Below are 16940 nucleotides of genomic sequence, written 5' to 3' on the forward strand. Positions count from 1 at the left end.
GCTGGGCATTTTTCCGAGATTGCTACTCGCGCTCGGAGAGGTCCGTGGGGTCGTCGGCCGCGAGGCGGTCGACCGCCGCCGAGGCGACCCGGAACCCGTTTTCCAGGCCGAGTTCGAGCGCGACCGGGTCGAGGTCCTCGTCGAGGCTCTCGCGGGGAGACTGCCCGTCGCCGGGCCGGTCGAAGTTTACGACGCCTCGGACGCTGAGGTAGCGGTCCAGACGGCCGAAGCGGTCGAGCGCGGTCGCGGTGCCGAAGTCCTCCATCTCGGTGACGGCGTAATCGCCCGCGCCGTAAGCGTCGGCGAGCCACTGAGCCTGGGCCGCGCAGGCGTCGCCGTGCCAGAACTCGTCGCCGGAGAGCGAGGTGCCGGTGGTGACGGCCGGGGCCGACCGCGCCGCCGACTCCGTGTACCGCTCGCGGTACGGCGTCGCCCGGTCGTCGTCCCGGAGGTCGACCGTCTCGGCCGCCCGGCGGACGGCCGAGACGAGGTCGTCGTTCAACCGGTGGACGTAGTCGCGCGGTCGGTACTTCAACAGCGCGATGGGCGGGTCGTCGGGGGTTCGGTCCGCGTCGTCCGACAGAGCGCGCTCGTTCTCGGCCCACCGGTGTTTGCGGTCCCAGTCTACGACGGTTTCGGCGAGGACCACCGACCCGACCGTTGCCCGACTCAGCGGCGCGCCGGCGACTCCGGCGGTCATGAAGTAGGTCGCCGAGAGGTCGAGGCGCGGCGAGGCGAGCAGGGCCGCGACCGTCACGGTCGACTCGGCCTTCCCCATCCCGGTCGGCGTCACCCCGATACCGTCGTCGGTGTAGTAGATGGGCGCGTTCGCGCCGGGCACGGTCAGTTCGTTCGAGAGGTCGTAGGCGTCGGCCTAGCGGGTGACCTCGTCGGGGAGGTCCGGCCGCGCCTCGCCGTCGACGGCGAAGTCGTCGGCCGCGAACGCGGGCAGGACCAGAACGTCGAGAGAAATCGGGTCGGCGTCCGCGGGGTACTCCGTCGACATCTGCTTACGGATAGCTACAGCGGGGAATCGGTGTGACCGTTGCGACTACGGTGTCGAAACCGGAGTTTCCGTTGAGGCAGTCGACGAAGCGACCGCGTCGAACGTGAAATTGCGCGACGACGAACTCGGGGAGAGAGTCGAGTGCGGAAAAACGCAAACCGCAGAACGGAAACGGAACCCAAACCACGACGGTGACGCGAAGCGGTGGCACGCGTGCGCCTCGCGTCGATGGCAGACCGCTGGAAGCGGGCGTCGGACGCGGCGACCTATCTCACCACTTCTGCTGCTTCTTCAGCAGTTTCGTCGGCGTCGTGACCTCGACGCCCTTCTGCTTGTTGATGTAGTCGAGCAGGCTGCGGAAGTCGGCCTCGCTCATGCCCTCTTTGCCGATGACGTGGAACATCAGGCCGGCGGCCTGCTTGTACTTGGCCGCGTAGTCGACCTGCCGCTTGGCGGCTTCGAGCGACTCGCCGTTGATGCGACCCATGTTGTGGGGGTCGGTCATCGGGAGGCCCGTGGGACAGCCGCCGAACCGGAACGCGGCGTCGTGGTACTCGTTGACGAGGTCCCAGGTGTGCTTGCCCATCAGGTTCTTCGGGGTGATGAACACCCGCGAGCCGTCCTTGAACCCGTGGTTGTCGAGCCACTGCTTGGTCTGCTTTATCTTCTTCTGCTGTTCGGACTTCGAGTACTTCGGCAGCGGCTTCGACCCGACGTACGGGTGCGAGCCGATGTCCCAGCCTGCGTCGCGCATCTCGCGGAGCTGACCCGTGTCGAGGCGGCCATCCTTGTAGATGGTCTGCGGGATGACGCCCTCGACGCCCGGGAAGCCGTACTCCTGCATCATCTTGAACGCCTTGGAGTAGTGGGTGATGTGCGAGTCGTCGAAGGTGAGGAAGACGTAGCCCTTCTTCGGCCGGTCGACGACGCGGAGGTCGTCGACGAGCATCTCGACCTTCTGACTGTCGCTGCCCTTGCTGCGGGCGACCAGGCGCATCTCCTGGACGTTCGAGAGTTTGGGGTCGCGCTCGGTGCCCGTCACGCCGAAGTCGACACGCATCCAGCGGTCGGTCGGCCCGGTGAACGTCCGGGTCATCTTGATGGGGTGGCCGCGGTCGGGCGCGTACAGTTCGAGCGTGAGCTTCGTGATCTGGGGCGTCTTGACCTTGACCGCGGCCGAGAAGTTCTTCCCGCTGAAGTCGGCGCCGCCCTGGCCCATCGCCTTGTACGCGCCGACGTAGGGCTGGCCCTTCTTGGTCGACATCCGGAGCGCCTTCGACCCCTCCTGGACGTCCTTCGAGGCGGCGCCGAGTGTGCCGTATTTGTCGAGCTTGACCCAGCTGCCGGTCTTCTCGAAGCCGTCGATGGTCTTGCCGAGCTGGTCGGGGTTGCTCGCGGTCGTCGTCGACTCGGCCGTGGTGGTCGCGGTGGCGGTCTCCGTCCCGGGCGTGGTCGTCGCGCCCGAAGTCCCGTTGTTCGTCGCGTCCGTGGTGTTCGAGTCGCTCGGGTTGCTCCCCGAGCAACCGGCGAGCGCTGCGGCGCCCACCGCGGTCAGGAACGCTCTTCGTGTTCGTTTGCTCATCGTACTTCGACCCACACGCCGACCGCACTTTCTTATCTGGTTCTTATTTCGAATTATAACCGGTCGAGTAATTCGAATTCGATGGAACGTCCCAGAACGCCGCGCTTCGCCGGATTAGAGCCGTCACCGGACCGGCTTCGCCAGATTTCGCGGGGTGAACGGTCGAATTCCGTCGGTATCGAACGCACGAAACCGTCGGCAAGTGTCCGTTCGCCGAACTGTCGGGCGGTTCGGGCGAAACCCCGCCGAAGTGGCGCGTGCGGGCGATTCGATTCGTTCTATTCTCGTGGAACGTCCGCTTTAGCGGATGGATAAACCGTTTCAGCGGCCGTCTCGCGCTGTTCTGGCCGCCGGAAACCCCGGTCGGCCGCGTTCGGGCAGGGCTTGACTCAAACGCGGCCGACTGTGACCGTCCCGAACTCGCCGGCGACATCTGCGTCAGCGAGTGCGAACGCCTACTTCCGCGAGCGTGAACGCCTGCTCCCGCGAGCGCGAGGACTCCGGTCGACTGGCTGGTTCCGGCCGGCCGACCGACGACCGGTGACGCCGAGCGCACCTTCGCGCCTCCACGGAAGAGACAAGCCTTCTGGACGCCCGTGAGCGACCCGGCCGCAGAGTAGACTCTGCGGCCGGGTCGCTCGTCGCCGTCGGTTTCGCTCGCCGTGGCTGGTCGGGGTCGGCGGCAGAACTTCCGGCGGATTTCAGCCGGGGGTTCTCGGCGGTGTCGACCGGGTCTAATGCGTCGTTAGAGCAGGGTTAGCGGCCGTATAGTAACGGACCCCGAGTTCGTAGTGACTGTCGACAGCGGCGCGGGCGAGCGCAGTGAAGACGACAATGCACACCAGCACAGCACGAGAGGCGGCACTTGGGGAGTCCGTCGGTCGCCGCGGGGTCGGACCGGCGGCCGAGCGATGCGGAATCGCGAACCCTCGGAGGGGCGTCCGGGAGGGACTATGAACAAGGAACTATTCGGGGTCTTCGGCGACCGCGCGACGTTCCGCGACCACCGGTCGGACCGGGAGTTCGACCGCGTCGTCTCGGGCGACGCGATGACCGTCGGCGTCCGGGACGTGGGGCTGAACATCCCCGGGCGGAGCGCGACCTACGAGGGCGACCGGGGCTGTTGCGTCGTCTGGGGCGAGGCCTACGTGCCCGACCGGCGCGCGACCAACGCGGCCCGGTGGCTGTACGAGCGCTACGCCGAGGAGGGACGGTCGGCGCTCGCCCACCTCAACGGGTCGTATCTGGCGGCGGTCGACCACGACGGCGAGGCGGTGGTCGCGACCGACCCCATCCGGTCGTGGGAGTGTTTCTACACCGACGAGGCCGACCAACGGGTGTTCGGTTCGGACTCGGTGGCGGTCGCGCGGGCCATCGACGAACCCCGCATCGACAAGCGGTCGCTGCTGGAGTTCGTCTACATCGGGGTCGTCCTCGGGACCGGGACGATGTTCGAGCACCTCGAACGGGTCCCGTTCGACGGCTACCTCCGACCCGACGACGCGGGCGAACTCGACCGGTTCGTCTACGACCCGCGGCCGGCCGACGAGTTCGACCCCGTCGAGGAACTCGCCGACCGCCTCCGGGCCGCGCTGGCGCGCCGGAGCCGCCAGCCGGGAACCAAGGGGATGTTGCTCTCGGGCGGCTACGACTCGCGGCTCATCCTCTCGCAGGTACCCGACGTCGAGCGGTGTTACACGGTCGGCGACCCGAGCGCCCAGGAGGTCGCGGTCGCCCGGAAGATCGCGGACCAGTACGACGCCGAACACGTCGCGTTCGAGCCCAACGACCGGTACATCCACCCCGGCGAGGAGAAGACCCGCTACTCCCAAGGCATCAAGGAGTCGCTGCACGTCCACCACGCGGGCTACGACGACGAGATGGAGGCCGACACGATGTACCACGGCCTGCTCTGCGACATCTACCTCTGCGGCCACTTCGTCGAGCGCCGGAGTCTCGACGTGCTCGGCAAGGAGATTCCCCTCGGCGGTCTTGACCCCGACCCGGACCCCGTCGAGGTGCTGCTCGACCGGTTCGGTTACTCGCCCGACCAGAGCGAGCAGTTCGCCGAGGTCGCCCGCGTCGACGACCGCTCGCCCGCGGAGTTCGTCCGCGAAGCGGTCGCTGAGGAGTTCGAGAAGGGGTGGTCACGCGCGACCGGAACCCAGAACGCCATCGACCTCTGCGGGGTTCGCAACCAGCCCTCGATTCCGTTCCGCGCCCACCTCGCGGACAACTACCTCGAATCGTTCTTCGTCGCCGACACCGGCCTGCTGAACTGGCACCTCCAGACGCCGCCCGAACACCGGAGCAAGGAGACGTTCGTCGAGGCCTGCCGGCGACTCGACCCGGACATCCTCCGCCACCGGCCGCCGGACCGGCCCCACGACTCACAGCTACTCAACGAGGCCGAGCGGTTCGTCCGCCGGAAGCTCCCGTTCGTGACGCCGTTCGAGTCGGCGTGGCCCGACCGGCGCGAACTGTACGACCGCCACGACATGGACGCGAAGCTGTTCCCCGCCCAGGAGTACCTCCACGACCTTCCCGTCCGGGAAAAACTCCGGCTCAACGACGTGCGAAGTTGGATGGACCGGTGTCTCGACGTGCCGGTGAGCGCGACTCAGGTCGTCCAGGAGTCGTGATAATTTCCGATTTCAGGAGAATAAAATCTTATACCGGAGGGACTAAGGCGGCATTTAATACCTACCTAACTGAAGGCGTAGCCTTTCGGGGTCGGCCTGTTTTGGCTTTCCTGTCTCAATGGCTTCCGATACGGAGTTCTCGCGGGCTGAAACGAAAAACCCAAACTCATCAGAGGTGGAAACTAAGAGCGGATCATCTGCGTCGTCTGCTACTTCGGCGGGCAAGTCGCGACGGTCTGTTCTAAAGGGAATCGCCGCCGCGGGGCTGGCCGCCCCGCTGGCGAGCGTGAACGCGAGCGCGCGCTCGCCCAGCGACTACGACGACCGGTTCGGCACCATCATCGACGTCACCGACGTCGGCGCTGACCCCGGCGGCGACGAACCTATTACGGGCGTGCTGAACGACCACGCCGACGACGACACGCTACTGTACTTCCCCGAGGGCCGCTACTACGTCGACCGGCAGTTCCGGTTCACCGGCTTCGACAACTTCGGGATGGTCGGTGACGGCGCGACGCTCGTGCCCGCCGACTACTGGGATTACCGCGACGAGGGCGGCAACTGGCGGATGTTCCGCCTCGGCATCTACTACAACCCCGGTCGCGACCTGCTCTTCGAGGGGTTCACCGTCGACCAGACCGCCGACGACACCGGCCTGCGCGTCATCGAGGCCGACATCGCCGACGGACTGGAGGTCCGCGACGTGAACATCGTCGGCCAGCACGACAGCGGCGTGATGGGACCGGGGCGATTCTGCGTCAACGACGCCGACGGCTCCGGCATCGTCGAGAACTTCAGCGCCTCCGACGGCGGCGCGTGGGTCCACAACACGCCCAACGACGGCGAGCGCTGGCGCGGCCCGACCGGCATCCTCTGCAACAAGTACAATCGCGGCCAGATCACCTTCAAGAACTGCTCGCTCGGCGGGTTCCCAGATAACGGCCTCTACGCGGTCAGCGACGGCGGACAGGTCCGCGTCGAGGGCGGCCACTACAAGAACAGCCAGGCCGCCAGCATCCGCCTCGGCGGTCCCAAGAGCTACGTCTCGGGCGCGACCGTCGAGGTCGACGACGGCGGTCAGTACGACACGAACCAGGTCGGCATCCGACTCGACGAAGGCGACCTCCGGGTGTACGCCACCGACATCACCCTGACTCAGCCGAACGGCGCCGCCATCCGCACGATTCACCCCGACAACGTCCTCATCGACCGGACCGACATCGTCGTCCGCGGCGACGACGTCAATCACGGAATCCGCATCGGTTCCAACACCGGGGCCGTCACCATCGACGAGTGCGCCATCGACTTCGACACCGCCGGCGGCGCAGCCATCCGCATCTCGGACGCCGGGGACAACCCAGAGCGCGTCCTCATCGAGCAGACGAAGATCCACGGCGACGCGGGACACGAGTCCAACCGCGCGGGCATCTGGAGCAACCGCGACAACGTGAAGTACCGCGCGGTCAACGTCCGCCAGACCGGGTCGAGCCTGCGTCGCGCGCTCGTCAACGACGGCGACGACGCGCTCATCTACGACTGCACCTTCGTCGGCAGCGACACCGCGGTCTACAACATCGGCAACGACGCCTGGATCGAGTCGATCCGCGCCTACACGAACAACGGCAACGAGGCCGTCCGCCTCGTCGACGGCAGCGACATCGTCGTCAAGAAGAGCACCGTCGAGAACGGCATCGAACTCGACGGCGTCGACAGCTACCGGGCCTGGGGCAACGAGTACCCCTGACGGACGACGCCGCGAGTTCCCGCCCTCTCACGGGGAGCGTTCGCGCGAGGGCGACGCGACCGCGTCGCCCTCGCGCGGCGGAAACCGTCCCCGGGAACCGCCCGTTCGAATCGAACCGCCGAAGCGAACGCCACGAAGCCAGACGAGACCCGCGAGCGACTCGCCGCGAACTCATCTCTCTTCTCGGCCGACCGACGTTACGACCGCCGTAGCGCGACGCGTTCGAACCGACGGAGCCGCCTTAACTGTCCCGTTAGGCCGCTTATCCTGCGTATAATAAGATGCCCGCGAGGCCAAGCCACCTCCACATGACCGACCGTTCAGTCGTCCTGATAACCGTCGACTGTCTGCGGAGCGACCACGTCGGCTGTTACGGCTACGACCGACCGACCACGCCCAACGTCGACGCGTTCGCCGAAGACGCGACCCTGTTCGAGCGGAGTTTCTCGAACGGTCCCGGCACGCGCTGGGCGCTCCAGACCATCCACGCCGGGGTGTGGCCCGACCAGATAGACGGCCTGGGCATCCCCGAACAGCGCGGCGTCGCGCTCGCCGAGCACTTCAAGGAGGCCGGCTACGCCACCGGCGGCTTCGGCAAGAACGGCTTTCTCACCCGGGACTATAACTACCACAAGGCGTTCGACACCTACTACGGCGTCCGGGAGTTCAAAGACCACCCACTCAAGCGCACCGGGGTCGCCATCGACGACAAACTCAAGAGCGACTTCCTGCGCGAGAAGGTGCTCTCGCCGATGCACGACCTGCTCAAGAAGGCCCAGTCGAGCGAAGACGGCCAGTACCGGCCCCACACCACCGACGAGGAGGTCTGCGGCCACGCGCTCGACTGGATTCGCCGGAAGAAGGCGAGCGACGAACCGTACTTCGCGTGGGTCCACCTGATGGACGCCCACACGCCCTACGGTCGGTACGACAAGCATCTGGAGGCGCTCCGGGGCGACACCGACGTCGAACACGTCATCGACCCCCACGGCGTCGTGAACCGGGGCGACCCCGAGATTCAGCCGAAAGTGCGGGACGCCTACGACGCGGGCATCCGGAGCGCCGACGAGCAAATCGGCCGCCTGCTCGCGGCCGTGAGCGACGACGCGACCGTGGCCATCACCGGCGACCACGGCGAGGAGTTCGGCCGGTACAAGGGCTTCCACCAGGCGTCGCTGTACAGCAGCATGACCCGGGTCCCGCTGGTCGTCCGCGGACCGGACTTCGACGCCGAACGGGTCGACGCGTATCCGGTCCAGCACCTCGACATCCCGCCGACGCTGCTGGCGGCGGCGGGCGGGTCGCCCCCGAACCACTGGGTCGGCGACGCGCTCCAGGACCCCGACCGCGGCAGCGACGCCCCCATCCACTTCAGCCTCACCGACCCCGACCCCGAGCAGGGGGTGCGGGTCGGCGAGTGGAAGTACATCCGCTACGAGGACACCGGCCGCGAGGAACTCTACCGGGGGAGCTACGACGAACCCGACGACGAGAACCTCGCCGACGAGCGCCCCGAGAAACTGGCCGAACTCCGCGAACTGGCCGCCGACCACGCCGAGTGGATGGCGAAAAAGCGGGTCGGCGAGGCGACCGCGGGGCTCGAAGAGGGCAAGGACGACCTCTCGAACGCGGTCCGGAACAACCTCGAAGAACTGGGCTACATCGAGTAGCGCGGCTGTCGCGCGCCTGCCGGTCCTCGACCCCCGGTCGCAAAAAAACGTCTCCGCGTCCGCCCTACTCCCCCGCCAGCGGCGATACCGCGTCCATCTCCTCCCCTACGGCGACCGCGCCACGCTCGTAGTCGTACTCGACCACGCCCGTGTCGGCCAGTTTCGGCAGGTGGACGTGGTGTAGCGAAACCTGGACTCGGCGGACGACGTCGTCCGGCGGGTCGGCGGCGGTCGCGACCGCTTCCCTCGCGGCGACGGCGCGGGCGAGCGTTTCGACGTCGAGCGGCGTCGGACGGTCGAGCAGAATCGAGAGGACGTGACGCCGACGGGAGTCGGCGAGCGCCTCGAACAGCACGTCGAGCGAAGCCGCCTCCTCCGCCGTTCGGAGGAGTTCGAACACCGCCTGTTCTCCGATCGCATCTCCGTCCTTCCCCAAGATTGTAACCACCGGCCTAGGTGAGCGTCGCGAACCGCATAACCGGAGTACCCAACATGTGTGGTACGACCGCCGCCGGGTGCTCGGAGCGTCGACTTCGAGACGCCCGACAGGCGTCTCGGGCGTCTAATCCGGCGTTCTCGGTGGAGTTCGACGCTCCCGAAGGCGCATCCAATTCGGAAGCGGTCGGTGAGGTGTCGCGGCGCACTCGTGGGCCACCGACTTCCGTTGGCGGAAGGTTCATCGCCATCCCCGTTCTGCCACCGGTATGGATTCGCGGAGCGTCCTGGAGGAGACGCTGGACGTGGTCGAGCGAATCGGTTCGACCGGCGAACCGCTCACGACCGGAGAAGTGGCCGCCGAACTGGCCTGCACGCGCCGGGCGACGTACGACCGCCTCAAACGACTGGCCGAGCGCGGCGACCTCGAAACGAAGAAGGTCGGCGCTCGCGGCCGAGTGTGGTGGCGACCGGTCGTCGAATCGACGGTCGACGCGCCAGACGCGACCGATGCGACCGACGAAACGGGCGCGACTTCGACGTCGGACCGCGACGAGGAGGAAACGCGATTTCGCGCGGTGTTCGAGGAGGCGTTCGACGCCATGCTCGTCGCCGACGACGACGGCGAGTACGTCGACGTCAACCCGGCCGCCTGCGACCTGTTCGGCCTGGAGCGCGAGGACTTGCTAGGACGGACCATCGCGGAGTTCGCCGCCGACGGCTACGACTTCGAGGTGGCCTGGGAGTCGTTCAGGGCGGGCGAGCAGGTCCACGGGACCTTCCCCCTGCGGCGGGCCGATGGGACCGAACGCGTCGTCGAGTACGCCGCGACCCCGGACGTGCTCCCCGGCCGGCATCTCTCGGTGGTCAGGGACATCACCGAACGAGAGCGCCACCGCCGGGAAGTCGAGCGCCAGCGCGAACAGTTGACGGTGCTCGACCACCTCAACCGGGTCGTCCGCGAGATCACCGACGCGGTCGTCGACCAGTCGACCCGCGCAGAGATAGAGCGGACCGTGGTGGAGGCGCTGGCGGCCTCCGACTCCTACTCGTTCGCCTGGATAGCCGACGTGGACCCCAAGACCGAGACGATTCGACCGCGGGCCGAGGCGGGCGTCGAGGGCTACGCCGACGACGAGTTGGTCACGGCCGACCCCGACGACCCGCGGGGGTGCGGGCCGGGCGGCGAAGCGATTCGGACCGGCGAGGTGCGGGTCGTCGACGACGCGTTCGACGACCCCGAGTTCGCCCCGTGGCGCGACCGCGCCGACGAGTACGGCTTCCGGTCGGTCGCGGCCATCCCGGTCGTCTTCGAGGGTATCACCTACGGCTTGCTGTGCGTCTACGCCGACCGCCCGGCCGCCTTCGACAGCGAGGAGCGCGAGGTCGTCTCGGTGCTCGGGGAAGTCGTCGGCCATGCCATCGCCGCCGTCGAGCGCAAACAGGCGCTGATGAGCGACGACGTCGTGGAGGTCGAGTTCCGGGTCCGCGACGTGTTCGACCCGGTCGGAATCGCCGCCGACGCGGACGACACCGACGCCGCCGAACTCTCCCCGCCCTTCGACGGGTCGATGACGCTCGACCGGACGGTTCCGGTCGGCGACGAGGTCTACCTCGAATACGGCACCGCCACCGGCGAGATGCGGGCGGTGCTCGACGCGTTGGTCGAGCGACTCGACCACTGGACCGACCTGACCTTCCTCGACGAAGCGGGCGGCGAAACCGCCTTCGAACTCCGACTCGCCGAACCGTCGGTCGTCTCGGCCATCGCGTCCCACGGCGGGTCGGTCGAGCGGACGGTCGTCGGCGACGGCGACTTCGAGGTGACGGTCGAACTCCCGCCCAGCGTGGACGTTCGCCACGTCGCCGACGCGGTCGAGTCGGTGTACCCCCACGTCGAACTGCTGACACGGCGACGGGTATCCCGCACCGCGTCGGGCCCCGAGCGACACCGCGAATTCGAGTTGGGCGACCTGACCGAACGCCAGCGGAGTGCGCTGGAGGTGGCCTATCGGACTGGGTACTTCGAGTGGCCGCGCCGCAGTTCCGGCGAGGAGGTCGCCGACTCGCTCGGCGTCAGCTCTTCGACGTTCCACCAGCACGTCCGGCGGGCCGAGCAGCGCCTGTTGGCGGCGCTGTTCGACGAGTGAGTCACTCGCCCGCACGCGGCGCCTGAATCACGGCGACCGGGACCGTCGAGGAGTGCAGCACCTTCGCCAGCGGCGTCTCGAAGATGTAGCGTCTGACCCCGCCGCGGTCGCGCGCGCCGGCCACGACCAGGTCGACCTGGTTCTCCTCGCTGTACTCCCGAATCGCCCGGTAGAAGGGGCCGAACCCGAGCACCGAGGAGACGCTCGCGCCGCGGTCGGCCGCGATCTCGCGGGCCTCGTCGAACAGTTCCTCGGCCCGGCGCTCGTGCTTCTCGAACCAGTCGCCGACGTGGGTCGAGTCGTCGTCCCAGTTCAGCGCGAGGCTCTCGTCGGACTGGGTGTCGACGTACATCACCGTTATCTCCTCGTCGGCGAACGTCTCGCAGGCGTACTCCAGCGCGCGCCTGGCGGTGTCGGTGCCGTTGTACGGGACGAGGATGCGCCGCGGGTTCGACTCGCCGGCGTCGCGGTCGCGGTGGAGTCGCGGTTGCATGTCGGTCCGGACGATGGCGACCGGAACCGAGGAGGTCCGGAGGAGTCGCTCGGCGACGTCGCCCATCAGCAGGTCGACGGCGCGCCGCCTGACGTGGCCGCCCATCACGACCAGGTCGAAGTCGCCGTCCTCGTAGCGGTCGATTATCGCCCGGTGGACTCGGCCCATCGCGAGCGCCGGGGTCACCGAGACGCCGTACTCGTCGGCGATGCCTCGGGCCGTCTCGAAGACGGTGTCGGCGTACCCGATGCGGTCGGTGACCCAGTCCTCGTACTGGTTGGGGGTGTTGCCCCACCCGATGGAGGCGGTGTCGTCGGTGAGCGAGTCGACGACGTACAGGACCGTCACGTCGGCGTCGGGGAACGTCGCGCAGACGTACTCCAGGGCTCGCTTCGACCGCGGTGACTCGTTGAACGGGACCAGAATTCGGCGGGTCATACCCGGAGCACGCCGCGTTCGTAGATAAAAAACGGGGCTGTCTGTCAGTTCCACGAGACGGTCGGCGCGGTCGGGGCGGCCGACGGCCGCCCCGACCCGGAACGCGGTGGCGCGGTGCGGACTCGCCGACGGGACAGAGGACCACCCACGGGACGACCGGGCTCGCATGATATTAGGAAACGGCAAAGGTCGACTCGGCCCGCGTGACCGCGATTTTCGCGGTCACGCGGGCCGAGTCGATGGTCGGTCGGAGGCGGCGTCGCGGCCGCGAAACGGCCGGATAACGCGGCGGCGGGGCGGCGGCCGCGACCTTAGACGGCCGATAATAAACCTCCCCGACCCCGTAGCGCCGCGCACATGGAACGACACGACTGGTGGTTTCTCGATCTCATGGCGGTCCTCGCCTACGCGGGGGTCGCCGCGTTCGCCATTCGGGGCGGCGTCGAGGGCCTCGCCCGCGTCGCGCTGGTGGTGCCGTTCGTCGTCTTCGTCCCCGGCTACGCGCTCGTCGCGGCCGTCTATCCGCGCCGGAGCGACCCGACGGCGGTGCCCCACTTCGACGACGAGGCCCCACCGCCGGACCGCTACGCGGTCGGCGGCGTCGAGCGGTTCGCGCTCTCGGTCGTGGTGAGCGTCGCCGTGGTCCCGATGGTCGCGGCGGTCGCCAACTTCACGCCGTGGGGTATCACGCTGTTCGCGGTGCTGGCCGGCGTCTGTATCGCGACGGCGGTGTTCACGCTCGCGGCCGCGGTCGCCCGACTGCTCGCGACGCCCGAAGAGCGGTTCGCGATCTCGCCGTGGTCGCTCGGCCGAATCGGGACGGTGCTGTTCGGCCCGCGCCGCGACGACGGGACGACCGTGCGCGCGCTCAACGTCCTGCTGGTCGTCTCGATGCTGTTGGTGGTCGCCAGCGCGGGCTACGCCGCGACTCAGGAACCCAAGACCGACCAGTTCACCGAACTCTACTTGGTCAGCGACGACGGCGGCAAGAAGGGGTCGCCGCCGTCCTACGACGGGACGCTGCAGCGGGGCCAGTCCCAATCGTACACCGTGGCCATCGAGAACCGCGAGGGCGAGCAGACGCACTACACCGTGGTGATTCAGCTCCAGCGAATCGAGACCACCGACTCCGGCGTGCGGGTGAAGTCGGCCGACCGACTCGGTACGTTCGAGAAGACGGTCGGGAACCGCGAGACGTACAACCACACCCACGAGGTTACGCCGACCGCCGCGGGCGAGAACCTCCGTATCGCTTACCTGCTCTACAAGGGCGACCCGCCGAAGAACCCGACGACGGAGAACGCCTACCGGGTCCTGGACATGCCGGTCAACGTCTCCGGGTGACCATGTTCCCCTGGGAACACGTCGCCTTCGGCTACCTGTGCTACTCGGTGCTCGCCCACCTGCTCGGACGGACGCCCAGCGACGGCGCCGCGGTCGCGGTGGTGGTCGCCACGCTCGGCCCGGACGTGGTCGACAAGACGCTCTCGTGGGTCCTCAACGTCTTCCCGCAGGGCTACTCGGTCGCCCACTCGGTGTTCACCGCGGTCGGCCTCACCGCCCTCGTCATCGTGGCCGCTGAGCGTCGCGACCGCCCGCTGACAGGCGTCGCGTTCGGCGTCGCCTACCTCTCGCACCTCGTCGGCGACGTGGTCTACCCCGTCGCGTTCGGCGACCCGATACGGTTCGAGAAGGTGCTGTGGCCGCTGGTGAAACTTCCGGCCTACGAGCGGGAGGTCAGCGCCCTCGAGCGGTTCCTCTACTACACCGACCGCTACCTCGAACAGTTGGTCGCGCTGGAACCGGACCCGTTCCTCCTCGGGGAGTTCGGGTTCCTGTTCGCGGCGTTCGCGCTGTGGGTCTACGACGGCGCGCCCGGTCTGGCGGGCCTGTGGACGCTGGTCGCACCGGACCCCGACGAGCGGGCCGCGTAGCCAAAGAGACGAGAATTTCGGATGCGGCGGCCCGCGGCGCATCGCGCCGCGGGCCGCCGCACGAACGAACGCGGTCGACCGAGCGAGTCGGTCGGACCACCGACCGTCCTTTAAGTGATTCTGGCGACAACGGAGAGATATAGACGAGGTGTGGCCGCCGAACCGGCCACACCGAACTTTTCGCGTCGGTACTCGTTTCGTCGAGTCGCAGGTATTACCGGAACCGTCTCGTCGCCGGGCGTTCACGTGGTCTGTGACCGCGCGATTTCCTTTAAGTCGTTCTAGCGACAACGGAGAGATATAGACGGGATGCGCCCGGTGCGCCAGGTGCACCGAATTTCTCTCACCGATTTCTTCCCGGAGTAGCATCGCTCGCCGGACGGTCCTCTTGTCGAGTCAGTAGGATCGTCGACCGTGCGATTTTCTTTAAGTAGTTCTGGCGACAACGGAGAGATATAGACGGAGTGCGCCCGGCACGCCGGGCGTACGGTGCTTTTCGCGTGGATTCTCGTCTGCTCGGAGTCGCGAGTATCGCTAGGGCGCGGATTTCGACGGGCATCCGGGCGGTTGGCGACGGTTCGGTTTCCTTTAAGTAGCTCTCGCGATAACGGGGAGATATAGACGAGGTGTGCCCGCTCCGGCGGGTGCACCGCGCTTTTCGCGTCAGGTTCCGATTATCCAGAGTCGCACCGCTCGTCGAGCGGTACGACTCGGTTACCGGCGCAGGCCGCGGGTATAATACGTACTCCCCTCATATCAGCCGGTATGACTCCACCGCCCGAATCCGACTCCTCCGCGGAGACGCGAAAGGCCATCATGGAGGCGACGTTCCGCGCGCTCAGCGAGCACGGATACACCGACCTGCGAATGCGAGACATCGGCGCGGAGTTCGAGATGAGCCGGCCGCTCATCCACTACCACTACGACGGGAAACACGAACTCATCTCGGCGTTCCTCGAATACATAATCGAACAGTACGAGGGGAGCGTGGAGGTCGACCCGGACGCCGACCCGCGGACGGAGCTCGACGCCAGAATCGACCAGTGTCTGTTCGGTCCCGACTTCGACGACGATTTCGGCCACTGGGACCGGATGAAGGTGTACCACGAACTGTTCTCGCAGGCCCAGCACAACGAACGTCACAGGGAGACGTTCAACGAACACTACAGCAAGATTCGAGGGAGCATCACGCAGGTCATCGAGCGGGGAATCGAGGAGGGCGTCTTCCGGGAGGTCGACGCGGAGGACATGGCTCAACTCGTCACCGACGTCATCCACGCCGCTCGCGGGCGGCGAATCTCGCTCGGACACGACGATGCCCCGGAACAGGCGCGACGCGCGGTGGACGAGTTCGTCCTCTCTTCGCTGGTTGCCGACGAAGCGGCGGTCACGGAGCGAGCGTGAAGTCGCTCTCGGTCTGGTAGAATCACAGCGTCGCCACCGCCTTTCCCCCGCCGAACGGAATCGCGGTCGCCGGTCAGTCCGGTCGAGCGCGCTACTCGAACTTCTACGATTCGGTCGGCGTTCTTCGAGTTTCCCGGATGCTAGTGTCAGTTAGCGTTCTCCCCCCTTTTCCGCCCGAAGGCGCGCAGTATCGCCGTCGGAGGGACGGTCGAAGCCGACTCGACCGCCCGGACGAGCCGTTGACCAGGTGGTAAACACTATATACCGACCCGCGCATGTAACGTACGATGCTAACAGCTACCGGGCGAACGACTTGCACAGGGTGGGAAGGCCAATACGAGAGGGGGTCGGAGTGACGCCGGTCGCGCAGTCGCGCGGCCGCGCCGACGAACGACCGCATCGAACGCGGAAGCGACCGTATCGCACGCGGAAACGACCGAACGCGAAAACGCTACCGACGGACACATGAGACTCGGACAGTTCGAGACGGAAGAGGCGGGCGAACCGTGGGCCGGCGTCGTCCTGGAAGACGACGTCGTGCATCTAGAGCAAGCCGGAAGCGCGGCGGGAATCGAGTTACCGCGAGAACTCCGGGCGGTACTCGCGGAGTGGCGCTGGGAGGAGAAGGTCGAACTCGCCGCGTCGTACGGCCGGGAGACGGGCGTCGGGAGGTACGCCGCCGACGAAGTCGAGCGGGTCGCGCCGATCACGGACCCGCAGAAGGTCGTCGCGGTCGGACTGAACTACAGCGAGCACGCGGACGAGGGGGAGTTCGACGTTCCGGACTCGCCGGTCCTGTTCGCGAAGTTCCCCCAGTCGTTGGTCGGTCCGGACGCGACCGTCGAGTGGGACCCCGAACTGACCAGTGCGGTCGACTACGAGGGCGAACTCGTGGCCGTCGTCGGGAAGCGAGCGCGGAACGTCAGCGAGGAGGACGCGCTCGACCACGTGGCCGGGTACACGGTCGGCAACGACGTCTCGGCCCGCGACCTCCAGAACGCCGACGAGCAGTGGGTTCGGGGCAAGAGTCTCGACACGTTCGGTCCCATCGGCCCGGACCTCGTGACCCCCGACGAGATCGACGACCCCCACGACCTGGACATCTGGACCGAAGTGAACGGCGAGCGGTTGCAGGACTCCAACACCGAACACCTGATCTTCGGCATCGACGAGATACTCTCGTTCTGTAGCCGCTCGTTCACGCTGAACCCCGGCGACGTTATCTACACCGGGACGCCCGACGGCGTCGGCTTCTTCCGCGACCCCCAGGTCCTGCTCGAAGACGGCGACACCGTCACGGTGAACGTCGAAGGCGTCGGCGAACTCACGAACCACTGTCGGCAGGTGTGAGTCGCCGGTCCGGCGACCCCCACGGGTGTTGTAAGTAATCCTACGTAACGATAGATATATGTGGTTTTACCGCTTGGTCAGGAACGGAGGCT

12 protein-coding genes and 1 pseudogene are annotated in these 16940 nt (G+C 67.3%); 8 read left to right on the top strand and 5 right to left on the bottom strand.

What is annotated here, in order from left to right; genetic code table 11:
• Nucleotides 1-22 precede the first annotated feature (22 nt).
• The 3 genes and pseudogenes from NGM07_RS23080 to NGM07_RS23085 all read right to left on the bottom strand — a co-directional run.
• Nucleotides 23-856 (bottom strand): annotated as a pseudogene (locus NGM07_RS23080) (phosphorylase family protein); the annotation flags it as partial.
• An 18-nt stretch (nt 857-874) separates the two neighbouring features.
• Nucleotides 875-1006, bottom strand: a complete 132-nt coding sequence (locus NGM07_RS25405; protein ID WP_256525678.1) for a hypothetical protein — start codon at nt 1004-1006, stop codon at nt 875-877.
• Nucleotides 1007-1277: 271 nt separating this feature from the next.
• On the bottom strand, nt 1278-2588 hold the full coding sequence (locus tag NGM07_RS23085) for a polysaccharide deacetylase family protein (protein WP_253521583.1): 1311 nt from the start codon (nt 2586-2588) through the stop codon (nt 1278-1280).
• Between the two features lie 953 nt (nt 2589-3541).
• Between NGM07_RS23085 and NGM07_RS23090 the strand changes: the two genes are divergently transcribed.
• The 3 genes from NGM07_RS23090 to NGM07_RS23100 all read left to right on the top strand — a co-directional run bounded on the left by NGM07_RS23090 (nt 3542) and on the right by NGM07_RS23100 (nt 8644).
• A complete protein-coding gene (locus NGM07_RS23090) occupies nt 3542-5230 on the top strand; it encodes an asparagine synthase-related protein (protein WP_253521586.1) in 1689 nt (562 codons plus the stop codon).
• Between the two features lie 175 nt (nt 5231-5405).
• Nucleotides 5406-6974, top strand: coding sequence for a hypothetical protein (locus tag NGM07_RS23095; RefSeq protein WP_253521588.1), 1569 nt, complete (start codon nt 5406-5408; stop codon nt 6972-6974).
• Nucleotides 6975-7282: 308 nt separating this feature from the next.
• Nucleotides 7283-8644, top strand: a complete 1362-nt coding sequence (locus NGM07_RS23100; RefSeq protein WP_253521589.1) for a sulfatase family protein — start codon at nt 7283-7285, stop codon at nt 8642-8644.
• Between the two features lie 64 nt (nt 8645-8708).
• On the opposite strand, the gene NGM07_RS23105 is transcribed toward NGM07_RS23100, so the two are convergent.
• Complete coding sequence (locus NGM07_RS23105) at nt 8709-9092, bottom strand: DUF7344 domain-containing protein (RefSeq protein WP_253521591.1); 384 nt, start codon at nt 9090-9092, stop codon at nt 8709-8711.
• Nucleotides 9093-9348: 256 nt separating this feature from the next.
• On the opposite strand from NGM07_RS23105, the gene NGM07_RS23110 reads away from it, so the two are divergent.
• Nucleotides 9349-11229, top strand: a complete 1881-nt coding sequence (locus tag NGM07_RS23110; RefSeq protein ID WP_253521593.1) for a bacterio-opsin activator domain-containing protein — start codon at nt 9349-9351, stop codon at nt 11227-11229.
• A gap of 1 nt (nt 11230) precedes the next feature.
• On the opposite strand, the gene NGM07_RS23115 is transcribed toward NGM07_RS23110, so the two are convergent.
• A complete protein-coding gene (locus tag NGM07_RS23115; RefSeq protein WP_253521594.1) occupies nt 11231-12160 on the bottom strand; it encodes a universal stress protein in 930 nt (309 codons plus the stop codon).
• A gap of 357 nt (nt 12161-12517) precedes the next feature.
• On the opposite strand from NGM07_RS23115, the gene NGM07_RS23120 reads away from it, so the two are divergent.
• From NGM07_RS23120 to NGM07_RS23135, 4 genes are all read left to right on the top strand, one after another.
• Entirely contained in the window at nt 12518-13504 is a 987-nt protein-coding gene (locus NGM07_RS23120) for a DUF1616 domain-containing protein (protein WP_253521596.1), read from the top strand.
• A gap of 2 nt (nt 13505-13506) precedes the next feature.
• Nucleotides 13507-14094 (top strand): metal-dependent hydrolase, encoded by a 588-nt coding sequence (locus tag NGM07_RS23125; protein WP_253521597.1) that lies wholly within the window; start codon nt 13507-13509, stop codon nt 14092-14094.
• 765 nt (nt 14095-14859) lie between these two features.
• Nucleotides 14860-15498: a TetR/AcrR family transcriptional regulator gene (locus NGM07_RS23130; protein ID WP_253521600.1), complete on the top strand. Its 639-nt coding sequence runs from the start codon at nt 14860-14862 to the stop codon at nt 15496-15498.
• 465 nt (nt 15499-15963) lie between these two features.
• Complete coding sequence (locus tag NGM07_RS23135) at nt 15964-16848, top strand: fumarylacetoacetate hydrolase family protein (protein ID WP_253521603.1); 885 nt, start codon at nt 15964-15966, stop codon at nt 16846-16848.
• Nucleotides 16849-16940 lie beyond the last annotated feature (92 nt).

Origin of the sequence: Halorussus vallis (assembly GCF_024138165.1) — an archaeon.
Taxonomy (GTDB): Archaea; Halobacteriota; Halobacteria; order Halobacteriales; family Haladaptataceae; genus Halorussus; species Halorussus vallis.

Bases quoted from the DNA above. Each gene is read 5' to 3' on its own strand.
- NGM07_RS25405 (WP_256525678.1), bottom strand. From the start codon at position 1,006: ATGTCGACGGAGTACCCCGCGGACGCCGACCCGATTTCTCTCGACGTT.
- NGM07_RS23085 (WP_253521583.1), bottom strand. From the start codon at position 2,588: ATGAGCAAACGAACACGAAGAGCGTTCCTGACCGCGGTGGGCGCCGCA.
- NGM07_RS23090 (WP_253521586.1), top strand. From the start codon at position 3,542: ATGAACAAGGAACTATTCGGGGTCTTCGGCGACCGCGCGACGTTCCGC.
- NGM07_RS23100 (WP_253521589.1), top strand. From the start codon at position 7,283: ATGACCGACCGTTCAGTCGTCCTGATAACCGTCGACTGTCTGCGGAGC.
- NGM07_RS23110 (WP_253521593.1), top strand. From the start codon at position 9,349: ATGGATTCGCGGAGCGTCCTGGAGGAGACGCTGGACGTGGTCGAGCGA.
- NGM07_RS23115 (WP_253521594.1), bottom strand. From the start codon at position 12,160: ATGACCCGCCGAATTCTGGTCCCGTTCAACGAGTCACCGCGGTCGAAG.
- NGM07_RS23120 (WP_253521596.1), top strand. From the start codon at position 12,518: ATGGAACGACACGACTGGTGGTTTCTCGATCTCATGGCGGTCCTCGCC.
- NGM07_RS23125 (WP_253521597.1), top strand. From the start codon at position 13,507: ATGTTCCCCTGGGAACACGTCGCCTTCGGCTACCTGTGCTACTCGGTG.
- NGM07_RS23130 (WP_253521600.1), top strand. From the start codon at position 14,860: ATGACTCCACCGCCCGAATCCGACTCCTCCGCGGAGACGCGAAAGGCC.
- NGM07_RS23135 (WP_253521603.1), top strand. From the start codon at position 15,964: ATGAGACTCGGACAGTTCGAGACGGAAGAGGCGGGCGAACCGTGGGCC.